Here is a 20,060-nt window from a genome sequence, read left to right on the forward strand (position 1 = left end):
AATTGCCAGAGGGCTTGCGGACCCAGCCGTGCAGTGCCACCCTGCGCCCAACACATGACACCCCGGAGGATCCCATGACCGACATTCAGGACAAACGGACATTCTATATCAACGGCGAATGGGTTGCGCCCGCATCGGCGAATGATCTGGAGGTGGTCGACCCCTCGACCGAGGAAGCCGTGGCGGTCATCAGTCTGGGCGATCAGGCCGATACCGACCGCGCGGTCGCGGCGGCCAAGGCGGCGCTGCCCGCATGGTCGGCCACGTCCAAGGCCGAACGTCTGGCTTTGGTCGAAAAAATTCTGTCGGTTTATAAGGATCGTGCATCGGATATGGCACGCGCCATCAGTCTGGAAATGGGCGCGCCGCAGGATATGGCACTGGACGCACAGGCGGCGTCCGGGACGGAACATATCGAAAATTTCATCGCCGCGTTCCGGGATTTCGAATTCATCCGCCCACTGGGCGATCACGCCCCCACGACGATGATTGCATGGGAACCGATCGGGGTGGTCGGCCTGATCACGCCGTGGAACTGGCCGATGAATCAGGTCACGCTCAAGGTGATCCCGGCGATTCTGGGCGGCAATACCTGCGTGCTGAAACCGTCCGAAATCGCGCCTCTGTCGTCGATGCTGTTTGCGGAAATCATGCATGATGCGGGGACTCCGGCGGGGGTGTTCAATCTGGTGAATGGCGACGGCGAAGGTGTGGGAACGCAGCTGTCCACGCATGACGATGTGGAAATGATTTCCTTTACCGGGTCCACGCGCGCGGGCATCGCCATCAGCAAAGCTGCCGCCGACAGCCTGAAAAAAGTCGCCCTGGAGCTGGGCGGCAAGGGCGCAAATCTGATCTTTGCCGATGCCGATGACAACGCGGTCAAACGCGGCGCGCGGCATTGTTTCAACAATTCGGGCCAGTCCTGCAACGCGCCCACGCGCATGCTGGTCGAACGCTCGGCCTATGATGCGGCGGTGGAAACGGCGGCGCAGGTTGCCCATGACACCGCGGTCGCGACCGCGCATCAGCCGGGCAAACATATCGGCCCTGTGGTCAGCAAGGCGCAATGGGATAAGATTCAGGATCTGATCCAGAAAGGCATCGACGAAGGCGCACGTCTGGTCGCCGGTGGTCCCGGCCTGCCCGAAGGCGTCAATCGCGGCTATTTCGTGCGCCCGACGGTCTTTGCCGATGTAACGCCGGATATGACGATCATGCGCGAAGAAATCTTTGGCCCGGTGCTGTCGATCATGCCCTTTGACGACGAAGATGAGGCGCTGCGCATCGCCAATGACACGCGCTACGGCCTGACGAATTATGTGCAATCGCAGGATGGCGAACGCCGCAACCGCCTGGCGCGGCAATTGCGGTCGGGGATGGTCGAAATGAACGGCGAATCCCGCGGCGCAGGCGCGTTCTTTGGTGGCATCGGCATGTCGGGACGCGCACGCGAAGGCGGCGTTTGGGGGATTGAGGAGTTCATGGATTCCAAAGCCATCAGCGGCTGGGACACCGACGCCTGACCTAAGGCCGCGCTTTGCGTCCCGCGACCGCCGGGGGTTTTGCACCCCCGGACCCCCGCAGGATATTTCCGCACAGAAGATAAAAGCGACGTTCTCTATCTTCTGTGTAAAAATATCCCACAGGGGGTCCGGGGGATGTGAAATCCCCCGGCGCTGTCCACCGGCGCGACGTTTCGGTTCACCCCAATTCCGCCATGAAAATATAGCCCGCGCCGTAGATCGTTTTGATCAGGCGCGGGTTTTTGGGGTCTTCGCCCAGTTTGGTGCGCAGGCGGGATATGCGCACATCCATGGCGCGGTCAAAGCTGTCGCCCGCCGTCCCGCCCAGCGTTTCCAGCATTTGCGCCCGTGTGATCAGGCGGCGGGGATTGTCGGTGAACATGCGCAGCACCTCGGCCTCGGCATGGCTGAGGGGGTGTTCGCCCCCGTCGGGCGCGGTCAGGGTGTAGCGGTCGAAATCCGCCGTCCATCCGGCAAAGCGGACAATCTGACCGCTGCGGGTCTGGCCCGCCATGGGGCGGCGCAGGCGGGCGCGGATGCGGGCCACCACCTCGGCGGGCTCAAAGGGTTTGATGATGTAGTCATCCGCGCCCAGCTCCAGCCCGGTGATGCGGTCCTGCAGCTGTGAGCGGCCCGATACGATGATGATCGCCGCGCCCGATTCCGTCGCCAGACGGTGAACCAGTGCCAGCCCGTCGCGGTCGGGCAGGCCCAGATCAATCAGGCAGGCGTCGGGGGTGATGCGGCGCAGGGCGGCCTCGAATTCCGTTGCGCGGGCAAAGGATTGGGTGCGAAAGCCCGCATCCCCCAGCACCGCCGACAGCAGGCGGCGGATTTCGGGTTCGTCGTCCAGAATCGCAATCAGGGGCGCGTCGGTCATGGCGTATCCTTAACGGCCTCGGCCAGCGTGGCGGCAAGGCGGGCGGTGGTAAAGGGTTTGGTCAGCACCGGGCAATCCGCGCCCGCGCGCAAGGGATGCCCCGGCGGCAGCGAGGTCATCAGCACCGCCGGCAGCGCGCCGCCGGTCAGGTCCAGCCCCAGCCCGTCGCCCAGCTGAATATCGGACAGGATCAGCGTCAGGCCGGGCAGGTCGGTGATGGCGCGGGCTTCGGACAGGGTGGCGGCCTCGATCACGGCGTGGCCGAGGCTGGTCAGTTGATCGCGGATCTGTGCGCGCAGGGTGTCGTCGTCTTCGGCCAGCAGCACCATTTGCCGCAGCACCGGACGCCATGGCAGGCGCAGCGTGACCTGCGCGCCGGTGGCGGTGTTGTCCAGCCGCATCGTGCCGCCCGCGCGTTTGGTCTGGTCATAGACCATCGACAGGCCCAGCCCCGACCCCTGACCGCCTTTCGTGGTAAAGAACGGCTCGGTCCCGCGGGTCAGGGCGTCGGGCGAAAATCCGGGGCCGGTATCGGTCACGGACAGCACCAGCCATTGCCCGCTTTGGCGCGCGGACAGGGTGATCGTTCCGGGGCCAGCCATAGCGGCATTGGCGTTCAGGATCAGGTTCAGCACCGAATCATGCAGCGCGCCGGGATCCAAGAGCAGCGGTTCACCCGGCAGGTCAGCCCGCACATCCAGCACCACCCCGTCGGCCAGCGACGGCCGCGCCAGCGTGGCGATTTCCGCCAGCAACGCGGGCAGGTCGGTGGGTTCAGGCGCCAGATCGCGCCCGCCGCTGATCTGCGACAGCCGGTTCAGCAGCGCCGCCCCCCGGCGCGCGGCGGCCAGAGTCGCCTGCACATCGCCCGCCGCATCCGGGGGCAGATCGCCCGCCGCCAGCCGCGCCTGAAGCCCCAGAATGATGGTCAGCAGATTGCCGAAATCATGCGCCACGCCAGACGTCAGTTGCGCGGCCAGATTGCGGCGCGATGCGTGGGCCAGGGCTTCGCGGGTCTGAACTTCATCGGTGATGTCGGTGGACAGGATATAGACGCCGCCGCCGTCATCCTGCGCGGGCGTCAGGGAAATGCGGATGCGCCGCCCGGATGCGGGATGCGTGACCTCGAACAGTTGCGGTTCGCCCGCTTGGGCGCGCTGCATGAACGGCAACAGCGCGCCATGCGTGGCCGGGTCATGCGCCTGTTCCATGGTCAGCCCGACCACATCATCGGACGCGCCCGGAAACACGGATGCCAGCCGCCGGTTGGAAAAAGTATAGCGCAGATCGGGCGCCATATGCGCAATATGGGCGGGGATCATTTCAATCACCTGCCGGGTGCGCGCCTGCGTTTGGGTCAGGATGCGCTGCGCCTCATGCAATGCCGCGTTTGTGGCGGCCAGTGCGCGGTTGGCGGCGGACAGGCGTTCGGCGTGATCCAGCACCTGTTGCGACAATTCCGCCGAATGGGCGCGCAGCAGGGTTTCTTGGTGCTTCACATCGGTGATGTCGGTGTAAACCGTGATCCAGCCGCCCTGAGACAGAGGCGCGCCCTCGACCCCGACCCAGCGGCCATTGGGGCGTTCGCGTTCGATGTAATGCGGCTGAAAGGCGCGGGCCTGTTCCACGCGCGCCGTGATCGCCGCGTCCGGGTCATCCTGCGGGCCATATTCGCCGCGCGCGACCAGAAAGGCGATGATGTCGGCGAAATCCGTGCCGGGGCGGGTCAGATCATCGGGCAGGTCGAACATCGTCTGAAATTGCCGATTCGACACCGCCAGCCGCAGATCGGCGTCAAAAATCGACAGCGCCTGCGCAATCAGGTTCAGCCCCGATTGCGTCATATCCGCCTGTAATTCAGCGGTATTCCGTGCTGTGTGCTGCATGTTTTCCCCCGATACCGGCTTAGCACCGGGCGAAAAAAACCGAAAGCCCGTAACAATTCGTTAGATTCGGGCAAAATTGCGGTAATGATTAGCCGTGAAGGTCAGGCGATGCAGATGGCAGGGGGGCCATCCGCAACCGGCATTTGGCCGACGAGGGAGGACACATGACACATCAGCAGCCGCCTGCGGGCGAATGGCAATCTATACCCGCGCTGCTGGCGCGGAATGTGGCCCGTTTCGGGAACAGGCCCGCCTATCGCGAAAAGGAATTCGGCATCTGGCAAAGCTGGACCTGGGCGCAGGCGGCGGATGAAATCCGCGCGCTTGCCTTGGGGATGTTGGTTCTGGGTCTGCGTCCGGGCGATCATGTGGCGATCATCGGGCGCAACCGTCCGGCGCATTACTGGGGCATGATTGCGGCGCAGATGTGCGGCGCGGTGCCGGTGCCGCTGTATCAGGACGCCGTGGCCGAAGAAATGGCCTATGTTCTGGACCATTGCGGCGCGCGTTTCGTGATCTGCGGCGATCAGGAACAGGTCGATAAGGTGCTGGAGGTTGAACAGACCGTATCGGGCATTGATCAGATCATCTACACCGACAAACGCGGGATGCGGAAATACGACCATACCCGCATGAACGCCTTGGCCGATGTGCAGGCCGAAGGCCGCGCCGCCGCCACCCGTCTGGGTGCGGAACTGGATGCGCGCATCGCGGCGCTGACCTATGACAGCACCTGTGTGATGCTGTATACATCCGGCACCACCGGCAAACCCAAAGGCGTGGTTCTGTCGAACCGCAACATCATTGAAACGGCGAAAAATTCGTCGGCCTTTGACAATCTGGATCACCGCGAAGAGGTCGTCGCCTATCTGCCGATGGCATGGGTGGGGGATTTCATCTTTTCGCTGGGTCAGGCGATGTGGTCGGGCTTTACCGTGAACTGCCCCGAAGGCGCGCATACGATGATGACCGATATGCGCGAAATCGGGCCGACCTATTTCTTTGCCCCGCCGCGCGTGTTCGAAGGTCAGTTGACCAGCGTCATGATCCGCATGGAGGATGCCGGCCCGTTCAAACGCTGGCTGTTCAAACGCTATATGGATGTGGCGCGCCGGGTGGGTCCGAATATGCTGGACGGAAAACCCGTCAGCGCGGGCGACAAATTCGCCTATAATCTGGGCAAGTTTTTCATCTTTGGCCCGCTGAAAAACACGCTGGGCCTGTCGCGGGTGCGCGTGGGTTACACCGCGGGCGAGGCGATCGGCCCCGAGATTTTCGATTTCTACCGGTCCTTGGGCATCAACCTGAAACAGCTTTATGGCCAGACCGAGGCAGGCGTGTTCGTCACCCAGCAGCCCGATGGTCAGGTGCGGTCGGACACGGTGGGCGTCCCCAGCCCCGGCGTCGAGGTGCGCATCGGCGACAATGGCGAAGTGTTCTATCGCAGCCCCGGCGCCTTTGTTGAATATTACAAAAACCCCGAAAGCACCGCATCGACCAAAGACCCCGAAGGCTGGGTCGCCACCGGCGATGCGGGCTTTTTCGAAGAAGGCACCGGCCATCTGCGCATCATCGACCGCGCCAAAGACGTGGGCAAGATGGCCGATGGCAGCATGTTCGCGCCCAAATATGTTGAAAACAAACTGAAGTTTTATCCCAACATTCTTGAGGCCGTCGTGCTGGGCAATGGGCGCGATTATTGCACCGCGTTCATCAATATCGACCTGACCGCGGTTGGCAACTGGGCCGAACGCAACAACATCGCCTATGCGTCCTATCAGGAACTGGCGGGGCATCCGCAGGTCTATCAGACGATCAAACAGCATGTCGAAGAGGTGAACAAATCCGTCGCCCAGGACAAAATGCTGTCGGGCTGTCAGATTCACCGCTTTCTGGTGCTGCACAAGGAACTGGATCCCGATGATGGCGAAATGACCCGCACGCGCAAGGTGCGCCGCGCGGTCATCAACGACAAATTCGCTGATCTTGTGGCCGCGCTCTATGACGGGTCGCGCAGCGTCTATACCGAAACCGAAGTGACCTATGAAGACGGTCGCAAAGGCAGCATCAAGGCGACCTTGCAGATCGAAGATGCGCAGGTGTTCGGCGACGCCGCCCGCAAAGGGGTGGCCGCCGAATGAACGCAAACACATACGAAACGGGCAGCCGTTCACAGCAAAAAGGGGGGCGGCATGGCCTATGATCCCGCAGCCGAAGGTTACGTCACCGCAGACGGTCGCCAGATCGGCGGCGTCCTGATGGAGATGAAAAACATCACCCTGCGATTTGGCGGTGTGGTGGCCATCAAGGACATTTCGTTTGACATCCGCGACGGCGAAATCCGCGCGATTATCGGCCCGAACGGCGCCGGGAAATCGTCGATGATGAACGTCATGTCGGGATTCTATGTCCCGCAAGAAGGCGAGGTTTGGTTCAAAGGATACCGCCGCGGCCCCATGCGCCCCTATGAGGTGGCGCGTCTGGGTCTGGCCCGCACGTTCCAGAACATCGCCCTGTTCGACGGCATGTCGGTTCTGGACAACATCATGACCGGGCGGCTGAATAAGATGAATTCGGGCTTTCTGTCTCAGGCCCTGTGGTGGGGTGCGGCGGAACGCGAAGAAAACGAAAACCGCGAACAGGTCGAAAAGATCATCGACTTTCTGGAAATCCAGAACATCCGCAAAACGCCGGTCGGGCGTCTGCCCTATGGCCTGAAAAAGCGGGTCGAACTGGCGCGCGCACTGGCTGCGGAACCCAAATTGCTGATGCTGGACGAACCCATGGCCGGCATGAATGTCGAAGAAAAAGAAGACATGTCCCGGTTCATTCTGGACGTGAACGATGAATTCGGCACCACGATTGTTCTGATCGAACACGATATGGGCGTGGTCATGGACCTGTCCGACCGCGTGGTCGTGATGGATTACGGCAAGAAAATCGGTGACGGCACCCCCGACGAGGTGCGCAACAACCAAGAGGTGATCGACGCCTATCTGGGGGTGTCACATGACTGATAACACAACAATTTCCACGCGGGGGGCCGTCTGATGGACCAGCTTATCTATGCCGCCGAGGTGTTTCTGAACGGTCTGATGACCGGCGTGATGTATGCGCTGGTTGCGCTGGGTTTCGTGCTGATCTTTAAGGCGTCGGGCGTGTTCAACTATGCCCAAGGGGTGCTGGCGCTGTTTGCGGCGCTGACCTTGGTTGGCATCCAGAACGGGCAAATCCCGTTTGCGCATCTGATCAACGCCATTTTCGGCACGCATCTGCATCACTTTGGCTGGACGGTTCCGGCGGTGCTGGCGATCCTGCTGACGGCGGGCGTGATGGTGGTGCTGGCCTTTCTGATCGAAAAGCTGGTGTTGCAGCATCTGGTCGGTCAGGAACCGATCATCCTGTTCATGGCAACCATCGGTCTGGCCTATTTCCTGGAAGGCATGGGCGATGTGATGTGGGGCGCGGACGTCAAAACGCTGGATGTCGGCCTGCCGCAAGGGGTGTCGGACACCATCGAAAACGTGACCGACAGCATCTTTGGTTACGGCTTCTTTATCGACCGTCTGGACCTGTGGGCGACCTTTGTCGCGGCAATGCTGGTCGCGTCGCTGGTGGCCTTTGCGCAATACACCAAACAGGGCCGCGCCATGCGCGCCGTGGCCGACGACCATCAGGCCGCGTTGTCGGTGGGCATCAGCCTGCGCTTTATCTGGGTGATGGTGTGGTCGATTGCGGGCTTTGTCGCACTGGTCGCGGGCATCATGTGGGGGACCAAATCGGGCGTGCAGTTCAGTCTGTCGCTGATCGCGCTCAAGGCGTTGCCGGTGCTGATGCTGGGCGGCTTTACGTCCATCCCCGGCGCGATCATCGGCGGCCTGATCATCGGCGTGGGCGAAAAGCTGTTCGAATTCTGGATCGGCCCGATGATCGGAGGCGCGACGGAAAACTGGTTCGCCTATGTGCTGGCGCTGCTGTTTCTGGTGTTCCGCCCGCAAGGTCTGTTCGGCGAAAAAATCATCGAGCGGGTGTAACAATGAACGCAACCATTTTCGCACCCAATCCGCCCGCAGCGGGCGCAATGACGGCAAAGGGGGAAAGCCATGCTGTATCGTGAGGCAGGCGATTTCAAGACAAGCTATGGCGATGACAGCCAGACCTTTCCAATCCGGCTGGACCGCATGGGTTACTATGTCGTGCTGGCGGTTGCCTTTGGGATCATTCCGTTTCTGGTCAATGATTACTGGGCGAACGCCGTGCTGGTGCCGTTCCTGATCTATGCCATTGCGGCGCTTGGGCTGAACATCCTGACGGGCTATGCCGGGCAGGTCAGTCTGGGGACGGGCGGCTTTATGGCCGTGGGCGCCTATGCCGTTTACAAACTGATGACGGCCTTTCCCGACATCAACATCGTGATCCACATTCTGTTGGCGGGCGGGATTACGGCCATGGTCGGCGTGGCCTTTGGCCTGCCCAGCCTGCGGATCAAGGGGTTTTATCTGGCCGTGGCCACGCTGGCGGCGCAGTTCTTTCTGGTCTGGCTGTTCAACAAGGTGCCGTGGTTTTACAACTATTCCGCATCGGGTCAGATCAACGCGCCGGAACGCACCATTCTGGGCCATGCCGTGACCGGCCCGGCGACGACCGCCCCGGCGAAATACCTGATCTGTCTGTGCTTTGCCTTTGTGCTGGCATGGGTGGCGCGCAACCTGACGCGCGGCACGCTGGGCCGCAAATGGATGGCCATTCGCGACATGGACATCGCCGCCGAAATCATCGGGGTGAACCCCTTGCGCGCGAAACTGTCGGCCTTTGCGGTCAGCAGCTTTTTCGTGGGCATCGCCGGCGCGCTGCTGTTCGCCGTCTATCTGGGCGCGGCCGAAGTGGGCGAGGCGTTCGGCATCAACAAATCGTTCCTGGTGCTGTTCATGATTATCATTGGCGGTCTGGGCAGCATTTTCGGCAGCTTTGCGGGCGCGGCGTTTCTGGTGCTGTTGCCGGTGATGCTGAAGAACCTGCTGGTCGGCGTCATGGGCTGGCCGACCGATCTGGCCGCGCATATCGAATTGATGATCGTGGGCGCGCTGATTGTGTTCTTCCTGATCGTCGAACCGCACGGGCTGGCCCGTTTGTGGTCGCTGGTCAAGGAAAAGCTGCGGCTGTGGCCGTTCCCGCACTAATCCACAGAACCGGATAACCGGCTGTAATCTTGGGGAGGAGAACCCGAATGAAACTGAAACTTACCGCAATGGTTGCCGCGGGCCTGATGGCCGCAGCCCCTGCATTGGCCGATCTGGTCGTGCCGAACCTGTCTTATCGCACCGGCCCCTATGGCGCGAACGGCACCCAATACGCCGACGGGTTCAACGATTACTTCACGCTGCTGAACGAACGTGATGGCGGCATCGGCGGCGAACTGGTCCGCACGCCGGAATGTGAAACCGCATATAACACCGAACGCGGGGTTGAGTGTTACGAATCGACCAAAGGCAGCGGCGCATTGGTCTATAACCCGCTGTCCACCGGCATCACCTATCAGCTGATCCCCAAGGTCGCGGTTGATAAAATCCCGCTCTATACGCCGGGTTATGGCCGCACCTCGGCCAAGAATGGTCAGGTGTTCGAATGGGTGTTCAACGCGCCCGCGAACTATTGGGATGGGGCGTCGGTGGCGGTGAAATACCTGCTGGACGAAAACGGCGGCGATCTGAGCGGCAAGAAAATCACTCTGCTGTATCACAACAGCGCCTATGGCCGCGAACCGATCCGCACCCTGCAAGAACTGTCGAAAAAGCACGGCTTTACCTTTACCGAAATGGCCGTTGATGCGCCCGGTCAGGAACAAAAAAGCCAATGGCTGTCGATCCGCCGCGACCGTCCCGATTACGTCCTGATCTGGGGCTGGGGCGTTATGAACCAGGCCGCGATTCAGGAAGCCGCGAATATCCGCTTCCCCATGGAAAACTTCATCGGCATCTGGTGGTCGGGGTCCGAAGTGGATGTGCGCCCGGTGGGTGCGGGCGCCAACGGGTATAAGGCGCTGACCTTCCACGGGGTTGGCACGGATTATCCGATCTATGCCGACCTGAAAACGCATGTTCTGGACACCGGCAAGGCATCGCAGGGCGGCCAGCATGTTGGCACGGTGCTGTATTCGCGTGGCATGTATGCCGCCGTTGTTATTTCCGAGGCGATCCGCAAGGCGCAGGACATCCACGGCACCGCTCAGGTCACCGCCGAACAGGTGCGTGACGGGTTCGAGGCTTTGGACATGACCGCCGCCCGTCTGGAAGAACTGGGCCTGCCCGATTTCGGCCCGGAATTTAACATCACCTGCGACAACCACGGCGGCAACGGTCAGGCCCGGATGCAGCAATGGGATGCCTCGGCGGGTCGCTGGAACCTGATCACCGAATTCACCACCCCCGACGCCGAGGTGCTGGATCCGCTGATCGCGGAAGACAGCGCAGCCTATGCGGCGGAAAACAACATCACGCCGCGCGATTGCTGATGCCATTTCCCCGGCGGTTCGCCGCCGGGGTCCACCAAAGGAGATTGCCATGCTGGACGCGACCGCGCCGCAGGAAAACCTGCTGGAAGTCAACAATATCGAGGTGATTTACAATCACGTCATTCTGGTGCTGAAAGGCGTCAGCCTGTCCGTGCCTAAGGGGTCGATCACCGCCTTGCTGGGCGGCAATGGCGCGGGCAAAACCACCACGCTCAAGGCCATTTCGAACCTGCTGCAATCCGAACGCGGCGAGGTGACGAAAGGCAGCATCGTGTATCGCGGTGACAGCGTCACCGACCTGAACCCCGCCGCTTTGGTCAAAAAGGGCGTGATTCAGGTGATGGAGGGACGCCACTGTTTCGAACACCTGACGGTCGAAGAAAACCTGCTGACCGGCGCCTATACCCGCAGCGATGGCGGGGCCGTGGTGAAACGCGATCTGGAAATGGTCTATGAATATTTCCCGCGTCTGCGCGAACGTCGCCGGTCGCAGGCGGGCTATACCTCGGGCGGGGAACAGCAGATGGTGGCCATGGGCCGCGCGTTGATGAGCCGCCCGGAAACCATCCTGCTGGATGAACCGTCGATGGGTCTGGCCCCGCAATTGGTTGAACAGATTTTCGAAATCGTCCGTGCCGTGAACGAAGGCGAAGGCGTGACCTTCCTGTTGGCCGAACAGAACACCAATGTCGCGCTGCGTTATGCGCATTACGGCTATATTCTGGAAAACGGCCGCGTGGTGATGGACGGCCCGGCGGCGGCGCTGCGCGAAAACCCGGATGTGAAGGAATTTTATCTGGGCATGTCCGACGAAGGCCGCAAATCCTTCCGCGACGTGCGCAGCTATCGCCGCCGCAAACGCTGGCTGGCCTAAAATGAGCGGCCTGAAACGCGGGTGTAAGATTTGACAGCAGGGGAACGGTGATGACCGGATATTACGACGAACTGGAAACCCGCAGCGATGATGAACGCGCGGCAGGGTTGGCGCAGGCGCTGCCGGTGGCCTTGGAACGCGCGCGCATGGCCCCGGCGCTTGCGCGGCTGTTGCGCGATATTGACCCCGCAGAGGTGACGGATCGCGCGGCCTTGGCCAAACTGCCGGTGATCCGCAAGGCCGAACTGTCCGAGGCGCAAAAGAAATCCCCGCCCTTTGGTGGCTTTGCCACGCGCAAAGCGGCTGAATTTGACCATATTTTCCAAAGCCCCGGCCCCATTTACGAACCCGGCCGCCGCGACGGCGATTGGTGGCGTCTGGGCCGGTTCCTGCACGCGGCGGGCGTGGGGCGCGGCGATATTGTGCAAAACTGTTTCGGCTATCACCTGACGCCTGCGGGGATGATGTTTGAATCGGGCGCGCGCGCCGTGGACGCCGCCGTGCTGCCCGCTGGCACGGGCCAAACCGAATTGCAGGTGCGCGCCGCCGCTGACATTGGCACGACCTGTTACGCCGGAACACCCGATTTCCTGAAAATCATTCTGGATAAGGCCGATGAGATGGGCGAAACCCTGTCCATCACGCGGGCCGTCGTAGGGGGCGGGGCGTTGTTTCCGTCGCTGCGTCAGGGCTATGCTGATCGGGGGATCGTGACGCGGCAATGCTATGCCACGGCGGATCTGGGCAACATCGCCTATGAATCGGACGCCATGGACGGCATGATCGTGGACGAAGGCGTGATCGTCGAAATCGTCCGCCCCGGCACCGGCGACCCGGTGGCTGATGGTGAAGTGGGCGAAGTGTTGGTGACGACTCTGAACCCCGACTACCCGCTGATCCGGTTCGCGACCGGCGATTTGTCGGCGGTTCTGCCGGGGATCAGCCCCTGCGGTCGCACCAATATGCGGATCAAAGGCTGGATGGGCCGCGCCGACCAGACAACCAAGATCAAGGGCATGTTCGTGCGCCCCGAACAGGTCGCGGCCTTTGTCGCGCGTCACCCCGAAATCACGCGCGCGCGCGTGGTGGCGGATCGCGACGGCGACATGGATGTGATGCTGGTTCAGGTGGAATCGACGGCTGATTCGGCGGATGCCTATGCCGCATCGGTGGCGGAAACGCTGAAAATGCGCGGACGGATCGAGATTGTCGCCCCCGGCAGCCTGCCCAATGATGGCAAAGTCATCGAAGACCGCCGGAAATATGATTAACGCCCGGTTAAATAATTCGCATTTTATGCGTTAACTTGTTTGGTCCCGCTGTCGCTGCAACATACCCCTGTAACGTGAAAAGGGGTGGCCAAAATGGCTAAGACAGCGGGCCAAAACAGGCCATCTATTATTATTAAACGTGTCGAAGGTGGTGGCGAAGCTGGCCATCATGGCGGCGCATGGAAGGTTGCCTATGCGGATTTTGTAACCGCGATGATGGCGTTTTTCCTGTTGATGTGGCTGCTGAACGCCACAACCGAAGATACGCGGGTTGGGTTGGCGGATTATTTCAACCCGACGATTATTCACACCGCTGGCGCGTCCGGTGATGGGGTCGAAATCGGGCATCGCGTTGTTTCGCCAGATGAAACGACGGGCGACGATGCCGGGGCGTTTGACGAAATGGCCCGCCATATTCAGGACGCTCTGACCGGATCGGGGGCCGAATCGGCGCAGATGGCCAATCTGTTGCGCCATGTCGTGACCCGCATCACCGACGAAGGGCTGGTGATCGAACTGTCCGATCTGATCGACCAGCCTTTGTTTGTGGATGACACCGCGCAGCCGCAGCCCGAACTGGCCGAATTGATGCGCCTGATGGGCCGCATTATCGCGCAGACGCGCAACGAACTGGCCTTGGCCGGGCATGTGCGCGCCTATCCCGAAACGCTGGTCAATTCGCCGGTCTGGGCGCTGTCGGACGCGCGCGCGCATATGGTGCGCAACCTGCTGGAACAAACAACGATTGATTCGCAGCGAATCCAGCGGGTGACCGGATTTGCGGACCGCAAAAACCGCACGGACAACCCGATGGACCCAAAAAACAACCGAATTGAGCTGATTTTACTGCGATAGCCGGGATTCATCGCGGCGGGGTTAGGCTTATCTTAAACCTTTGGCGCGATAACGGGGACAAGGATTGACCAGCAAAGGGTGTCAAAATGTCTATGTCTGCCGCGATGAATGCCAGTGTGTCCGGTCTTGTCGCAAATTCCTCACGTCTCAGCACGATCTCCGACAACATCGCCAATTCGCAAACGCATGGCTATAAACGTGTCACGACCGAATTTAGTTCGATCTTTCTGAATCAGGGCCGTGCGGCGGGCTTGTATGCGGCGGGGGGCGTCCGCTTCGAATCGGGCCGCGTCGTGGAAGAGGACGGCGCCCTGATTTCCACCACCCATCCGCTGGATGTTGCCGTGGCGGGACGCGGGATGTTGCCGGTCATGGGCCGACATTCGGACGAAGGCAGTGCCTTGCTGATGACGCGGACCGGATCGTTCCGCCCCGACGCCGAAGGGGTTCTGACCACGGGCAGCGGGCTGACCCTGATGGGCTGGCCGCTGGACCGGGACGGCACTATGGCCCCGCCGGCGCGCGATTCAGTTGGGCAGCTTCAGAAAATCGTGCTGGGCAGCAATCAAAGCTATGGCGACCCGACCACCACCGTGCGTCTGGGGGTCAACCTGCCCGCAGATGAAACCCGCCCGACCGGCGGCGGTTCTTATGACCTGCCGTTGGAATATTTCGACAATTTGGGCGCCTCGCAGACGCTGAACACGACCTTTACCCCGGCGACGGATGATGACGGCGATATCATCGCGAATACCTGGGTCATGGAAATCCGCGACATGGCAAATGCTGCGCCGGGCGGCCAACTGGTCGGCAGCTATACCCTTGAATTTCATAATGACCCCAATCTGGGCGGCAGCCTGAAATCGGTAACGGCGGGCGATGATTCCGCGGAATATGACCCGGTTCTGGGCGCGGTCGGGGTTCAGGTCGAAGGCGGCGGCACGATTCAGGTTGGCATTGGTATGCTGAACGGGCCGGGGGGGATGACCCAGCTGTCCGCCAGCTTTGCGCCCACCAATATTTCAAAAGACGGCTCACCGGCGGGGCAGCTGCTGGCGGTCGAAATCGACGGGCAGGGGATCCTGAGGGCGACCTATGACACCGGCCATATCAAGGCGCTGTATAAAATTCCGCTGGTTGACGTGCCGAACCCGAACGCGCTGACGGGGCTGGATAATCAGGTGTATAAAGTGTCGTCCAGCTCGGGGGCGTTGTATCTGTGGGACGCGGGTGATGGGCCGACGGGTTCGGTGGTGGGCTATGCCCGCGAAGGTTCGACCGTGGACATCGCGCATGAACTGACCAGCCTGATCCAGACGCAGCGCGCCTATTCGTCGAATGCCAAGATCGTGCAGACCGTCGATGAGATGCTGCAGGAAACCACCAATATCAAGCGTTGATCTGACATAGGTGTAACATGAACATGATGCGCGCGCTGAACAGCGCAATGTCCGGCCTGACGGCGACGGCGCACGGGACCGAAACGGTTGCGGCGAATCTGGCCAATATCAAAACCCCCGGCTATGCCCGGCGTGAGGTTGTCCAATCCGCCCAGACCATGGGCGGAAACGCGGGCGGCGTGCGCATCGACAGCGTGGACCGCGCCGTGAATGCGGCCTTGCTGGCGGAAATGCGGCTGGCGACCTCCGCCCGTTCGGCGGCGGCGGCCCACAGCCATTTTACCACCCGCGTCGAAGGCGTCATCGGAATGCCGGGCGAACCGCAGGCGCTGACCACCACGCTGACGACCTTTCGCGCGGCGATTGACCATGCGGCCAACCGGCCCGATGACGACCTGCGCCTGATGCGGCTGGCGGAAACGGCGGATCATCTGGCACGCGGGCTGAACGCGGCCAGTCGCGATATTCAACAGGAACGGCTGCAGGCCGATCACCGCATTGACAGCGATGTCCGCGATCTGAACAGCGGGTTGCAACGCGTGGCCTATCTGAACCGCCGTATCGCCGTGGTCGAAGCTGCGGGCAAGGATACGTCATCTCTGGCGGATGAACGCCAGTCCACCATCGACCGGCTGGCTCAGATCGTCCCCCTGCAAGAGGTGACGCGCCCCGGTGGTGCGGTCGCGCTGTTTACCCTGTCCGGCGGGGTGCTGCTGGATGGCACGCGTCCGGCGGAATTCGGGTTCACGCCCTCGGCCCAGATGGCGCCGGACAGTGTGGCCGGAGACGGAACCGTGTCGCATGTGACACTGAACGGGCAGCCTCTGACCGGCACGCGTCTGGCGATGTTCAGCGGCGGCACCTTGGCCGCAAATCTGGACATTCGCGACAATCGCGCCCCGGCGATTCAGCGCGATCTGGATATGCTGGCCTTGGATTTGTCGGTTCGGGTTGGGGTGCTGGCCGACCCCGATGACGACACGCAGCCGGGCCTGTTCACCGATGCGCAGGATGTTGTCCGCGCCGATCAGGTGGCCGGGCTGGCGGCGCGTCTGGCGCTGAACGCGGCGGTGTCGCAACCGGCTCAGGCGTGGCGGATGCGTGACGGCGTGGCCACAGCCGCGCCCGGGAATATTGGTGAATCCGGGCGTCTGCACGCCCTTGCGCAGGCCCTGAATACGGTCCGCGCGCCCATGGACGGCAGCAGCTTTACCGGCGCGGCGGACCTTGCGGGGCGCTTTGCGCAGGTGGAATCGCGCGTCGCGTCGTCTCGGGTGGCCGATGACGCCGATCTGGCGGTGCGCAACAGCCGGATGGAGATTATCACCGCCCGTTTCCTGAAAGACGGCGTTGATAGCGACGCCGAAATGCAGCGCCTGCTGCAATATGAACAGGCCTATGCCGCCAATGCCCGTGTGATCCGGGCGGTTGATGAAATGCTGGACCAATTGCTGAGGATCTGATCCATGAACCTGTCATCCATTGGCGACCAGTCGCGCCAGTTTTCGCTGCACACCCAGACGCAGCGCACCAAAGATCAAATCGCCGATCTGACCAAACAGGTCACGACGGGCGAATACGCCGATATGGCGGCGCAGCTGCGCGGCAATACCCGCGGGCTGAGCGATATCGAATCCAAAATCACCCTGCTGGGTCAGGCGCAATCCAACCTGACCGAGGCGGCGCAGCTGACCGATCTGATGCAGCATCAGCTGAACGGCGTTCATCAGATGACGTCCGATTTGTCGCTGCGCCTGATCGGCTTTCAGGGCGCAAGCAGCATTGAAAATACTGATGCGGTGCAAAGTCTGGCCTTGACCTCGCTGGACATTGCGGTGGCGCGGCTGAATGCAACGGTGGGCGGGCGTTATGCCTTTTCCGCGACGCGGCCGGATCAGCCGTCACTGATTTCCGCGCCGCAATTGCTGGACGCGGCGCGTCAGGCGGCCGAAGGCGCGGACACCGCCGCCGATATCATCGCCGCCGTGACGGCGTGGTTCGACGCGCCCGTCGATCAGCCCGGTTATCTGCGCGATGCCTATGGCGGGTCGGTTGATGCGCCGGTGCATTTGCCCTTGGGGCAGGGGGCCACTACGGCGATCACGCTGTCGGCGGCATCCGACCCGATTCGTGACGCGCTTAAGGCGTTGACCTTGGCGGCTCTGGCGCAGGATTACGCGGCGGATCAACCCGACATTCAGCACCAGATGTTGGGGGCTGCGGGCGCGATGATGCTGGCCGGCGATCCCGAACTGGTGGGCGCGCAAGGCCGTCTGGGTGCCGTGCAACAACAGATCGAGGCCGCGCAGGTCGAAGCGCGTTCCTATATGTCCACGCTGGAACTGGCCCGCAACGACATTCGCGGCGCTGATGTGTACCGAAGCTCGACCGAGCTGACCGAAGTGCAAAGCCAGCTTGAGGCGATCTATGCCCTCACCGCGCGTCTGTCGCGCCTGAAATTGGTGGATTTCCTGCGATGAACTATCTGATGGCGGTGATGATGTGGGTGATGCTGGCGGTGTCGGCGGCGGCGAACCCGGTGCGGATTAAGGATCTGGCTGATTTCGACGGCGTGCGCGGCAATGATTTGGTGGGCTATGGTCTGGTTGTGGGGCTGGACGGCACCGGTGACGGGATGCGCAACGCCCCCTTTACCGAAGAGATGCTGGCCGGGTTGCTGGAACGGTTGGGCGTGAATGTCAGCGATGACGCGCTGCGGTCGAAAAACGTCGCGGCGGTGATTGTGACGGCGGCGCTGCCGCCCTTTGCGCGATCGGGCAGCCGCATTGATGTGAATGTGTCCACGATTGGCGATGCCAAAAGCTTGCTGGGCGGCACGCTGGTTATGACCCCGCTGAAGGCGGCGGATGGCAATATCTATGCCGTGGCGCAGGGCTCGATCATCGCGGGCGGGGTGTCGGTGTCGGGCGACGCCGCCCGCGTGGTCGAAGGCGTGCCGACCGCCGGGCGCATCCCCGTGGGCGCGCGGGTGGAACGCGAGGTCGAATTTGACTTTGCCGCCATTCAGGACCTGCGCATCGCGCTGCGAACCGCCGATTTCACCACGGCCGCGCGGGTCGAGGATGCGATTAACCGCGAATTTGGCCGTCAACTGGCCGTCGCTGTGGACAGTGGCACGGTGCAGGTGAATTTTCGCGGTCTCGGTTCGGTCAATCCGGCGCGTGTGGTCGGGCGGATCGAAAACCTGACCGTCCAGCCCGAAGATCGCGCCAAAGTCGTGATCGACCATAAGGCCGGAACGATTGTGATGGGCGAACGCGTTCAGATTTCGCGCGTGGCTGTGTCGCAAGGCAGCCTGACCCTGCGCGTCAGTGAAGCCCCCGTCGTGTCGCAGCCCAACCCGTTTTCGGCGGGCGAAACCATCACGGTTCCGCGCAGCAACGCCGAAATCCGTCAGGAACCCGGCATTGGCTTTGCCGAGGTCGGCGGTCAGGCCAATCTGACCGATCTGGTCGAGGGGTTGAACGCGCTTGGCGTGCGTCCGCGCGAAATGATCGACATTTTGAAGTCGATCCATTCCGCCGGGGCGCTGCACGCGGAATTGGTGATCGAATAGGGCCGTTTCGCACCCGCCGTTCAGCGCCACCGGCGCGGGCGGCGGGGTTGCGGGACGGGAACCGCGATGACCGACGAACCGCAGGTCAGGGCGACCCCCTGCGACACCAATTCGCGCAGCGGGCCGTCATTGACCGCCAGCCCCCCGGTATAGACCCCAAAGGACGGCAAAATCAGGTGATCTTGACCGACCAGAAAGCACCGTCGCCTCTGACCCGCCAGTTGGATGCAGGGGTGATAATGGCCCGACACATCCGGCCCGTCCCCGGCCTGATGGCGAAAGGTCAGGGCGCGGCGCCATTCAGGGGCGCACTGACCCGGCAGATTGGTTGGGTTGGGGTCGTGATTGCCCGTCACCCACAACCACGACCTGCCACGCGCCATCTGCTCCAGCCGGTTGCGGATGTCGTCGGTCAGGTCATCGGTGGCCCGGTCATCGTCGAAGCTGTCGCCCAGACTGACCACGGTTTCGGGGCGCAACGCGTCAATCTCTGCGCCCAAACGATCGAGGGTTGCGTGATTTTCATAAGGCGGCAACAAGGCACTCCCGCCGCGCGCCCAGCGGTCGGATTTGCCCAGATGCAGGTCGGACACAATCAGCGCCCGTTCCTTGGGCCACCACAATGCACCCGATGGGCGGGCGATAAAGTCCTGCTCGGAAAAGGAAAATGCGTAATCGGTCGGTTGGGTCATGGCGATCCGTCCACGAACAGACGGCAGAGGGGGGGGGCGGGGCTGCGGTCGGGTGATGCGCCCCATTGGCACAGTCGCCCCACTTGGCGCAAGGTGGGGCGTGGCTGCTGCGATCCGCGCCGGTATCCTTGCCGTCACGCCGCATCATCCATCGCGCGTCAGCCGGCTGCGCCCAGCGGCCGCGATACACCTTCCGCATGCCGTGCGCTGCGTTGGCTGTGGGTTGGTGGGTGGACGGCGTTTGGCGGATTACTACGGGGCGGATAGAGCCATGTCTGCGGTGTGATTATGCTGAATCCGTGGCCAGATGTTATGGCGTTATGCGTGTTCCGCATGCGCCACCCTGAACCGGCTGTCGGTTGTGTGGGTGGGCGGTATCTGGCGGATTGCGGGGGCGTATTGGGCTATGCTTGCGGCACCGTAGTGCGATAACCGCGGTCCGGTGTCTATCGTTGTGCGCGCTCCGCACTCGCACCCTGATTCGGCTGTGGGTTGTTGAGTGAAGGGCATTGGGGAATTACGGGGCCTGAAGGGCCATGTCTGCGGTGTGATTATGCTGAATCCGTGGCCAGATGTTATGGCGTTATG

16 protein-coding genes are annotated in these 20,060 nt (G+C 62.1%); 13 read left to right on the forward strand and 3 right to left on the reverse strand.

The annotated features are described in order from the left end of the window. Positions 1-83: 83 nt before the first annotated feature. Positions 84-1,526, forward strand: a complete 1,443-nt coding sequence (locus Q4G20_RS11000; protein WP_303343512.1) for an aldehyde dehydrogenase family protein — start codon at positions 84-86, stop codon at positions 1,524-1,526. Positions 1,527-1,704: 178 nt separating this feature from the next. Here the strand turns inward: Q4G20_RS11000 and Q4G20_RS11005 are convergent, their stop codons facing one another. Then, a complete protein-coding gene (locus Q4G20_RS11005; protein WP_303343493.1) occupies positions 1,705-2,406 on the reverse strand; it encodes a response regulator transcription factor in 702 nt (233 codons plus the stop codon). Continuing rightward, entirely contained in the window at positions 2,403-4,292 is a 1,890-nt protein-coding gene (locus Q4G20_RS11010; protein ID WP_303343494.1) for a PAS-domain containing protein, read from the reverse strand. Before Q4G20_RS11010 ends, Q4G20_RS11005 begins: the two co-directional genes overlap by 4 nt. Positions 4,293-4,456: 164 nt before the next feature. On the opposite strand from Q4G20_RS11010, the gene Q4G20_RS11015 reads away from it, so the two are divergent. The 12 genes from Q4G20_RS11015 to Q4G20_RS11070 all read left to right on the forward strand — a co-directional run bounded on the left by Q4G20_RS11015 (position 4,457) and on the right by Q4G20_RS11070 (position 18,780). After that, the gene (locus tag Q4G20_RS11015) at positions 4,457-6,433 is read left to right on the forward strand and encodes an AMP-binding protein (protein WP_303343495.1); all 1,977 of its coding nucleotides are present in this window, start codon (positions 4,457-4,459) and stop codon (positions 6,431-6,433) included. Between the two features lie 51 nt (positions 6,434-6,484). Continuing rightward, on the forward strand, positions 6,485-7,309 hold the full coding sequence (locus Q4G20_RS11020; RefSeq protein WP_303343496.1) for an ABC transporter ATP-binding protein: 825 nt from the start codon (positions 6,485-6,487) through the stop codon (positions 7,307-7,309). 30 nt (positions 7,310-7,339) lie between these two features. Then, positions 7,340-8,326, forward strand: a complete 987-nt coding sequence (locus Q4G20_RS11025; protein WP_303343513.1) for a branched-chain amino acid ABC transporter permease — start codon at positions 7,340-7,342, stop codon at positions 8,324-8,326. Between the two features lie 69 nt (positions 8,327-8,395). Beyond that, a complete protein-coding gene (locus Q4G20_RS11030; protein ID WP_303343497.1) occupies positions 8,396-9,472 on the forward strand; it encodes a branched-chain amino acid ABC transporter permease in 1,077 nt (358 codons plus the stop codon). Between the two features lie 47 nt (positions 9,473-9,519). Beyond that, positions 9,520-10,803 carry an ABC transporter substrate-binding protein gene (locus tag Q4G20_RS11035; RefSeq protein WP_303343498.1) on the forward strand — a complete coding sequence of 428 codons (1,284 nt, stop codon included), beginning with the start codon at positions 9,520-9,522 and terminating at the stop codon, positions 10,801-10,803. Positions 10,804-10,852: 49 nt separating this feature from the next. Continuing rightward, positions 10,853-11,677 carry an ABC transporter ATP-binding protein gene (locus tag Q4G20_RS11040; RefSeq protein WP_303343499.1) on the forward strand — a complete coding sequence of 275 codons (825 nt, stop codon included), beginning with the start codon at positions 10,853-10,855 and terminating at the stop codon, positions 11,675-11,677. A gap of 50 nt (positions 11,678-11,727) precedes the next feature. Beyond that, the gene (locus Q4G20_RS11045; RefSeq protein ID WP_303343500.1) at positions 11,728-12,948 is read left to right on the forward strand and encodes a phenylacetate--CoA ligase family protein; all 1,221 of its coding nucleotides are present in this window, start codon (positions 11,728-11,730) and stop codon (positions 12,946-12,948) included. A 93-nt stretch (positions 12,949-13,041) separates the two neighbouring features. Next, complete coding sequence (locus tag Q4G20_RS11050; protein ID WP_303343501.1) at positions 13,042-13,803, forward strand: flagellar motor protein MotB; 762 nt, start codon at positions 13,042-13,044, stop codon at positions 13,801-13,803. A gap of 86 nt (positions 13,804-13,889) precedes the next feature. Continuing rightward, complete coding sequence (locus Q4G20_RS11055) at positions 13,890-15,203, forward strand: flagellar hook protein FlgE (protein WP_303343503.1); 1,314 nt, start codon at positions 13,890-13,892, stop codon at positions 15,201-15,203. Between the two features lie 17 nt (positions 15,204-15,220). Then, positions 15,221-16,666 (forward strand): flagellar hook-associated protein FlgK, encoded by a 1,446-nt coding sequence (gene flgK, locus Q4G20_RS11060; protein WP_303343504.1) that lies wholly within the window; start codon positions 15,221-15,223, stop codon positions 16,664-16,666. Positions 16,667-16,669: 3 nt separating this feature from the next. Continuing rightward, positions 16,670-17,683, forward strand: a complete 1,014-nt coding sequence (locus Q4G20_RS11065; RefSeq protein WP_303343505.1) for a flagellin — start codon at positions 16,670-16,672, stop codon at positions 17,681-17,683. Beyond that, complete coding sequence (locus Q4G20_RS11070) at positions 17,680-18,780, forward strand: flagellar basal body P-ring protein FlgI (protein ID WP_303343506.1); 1,101 nt, start codon at positions 17,680-17,682, stop codon at positions 18,778-18,780. Before Q4G20_RS11065 ends, Q4G20_RS11070 begins: the two co-directional genes overlap by 4 nt. Before the next feature lie 20 nt (positions 18,781-18,800). On the opposite strand, the gene pdeM is transcribed toward Q4G20_RS11070, so the two are convergent. Continuing rightward, on the reverse strand, positions 18,801-19,472 hold the full coding sequence (pdeM, locus tag Q4G20_RS11075; RefSeq protein WP_303343507.1) for a ligase-associated DNA damage response endonuclease PdeM: 672 nt from the start codon (positions 19,470-19,472) through the stop codon (positions 18,801-18,803). Positions 19,473-20,060 lie beyond the last annotated feature (588 nt).

The organism is Paracoccus sp. (in: a-proteobacteria), assembly GCF_030538495.1.
Classification (GTDB): Bacteria; Pseudomonadota; Alphaproteobacteria; order Rhodobacterales; family Rhodobacteraceae; genus Paracoccus.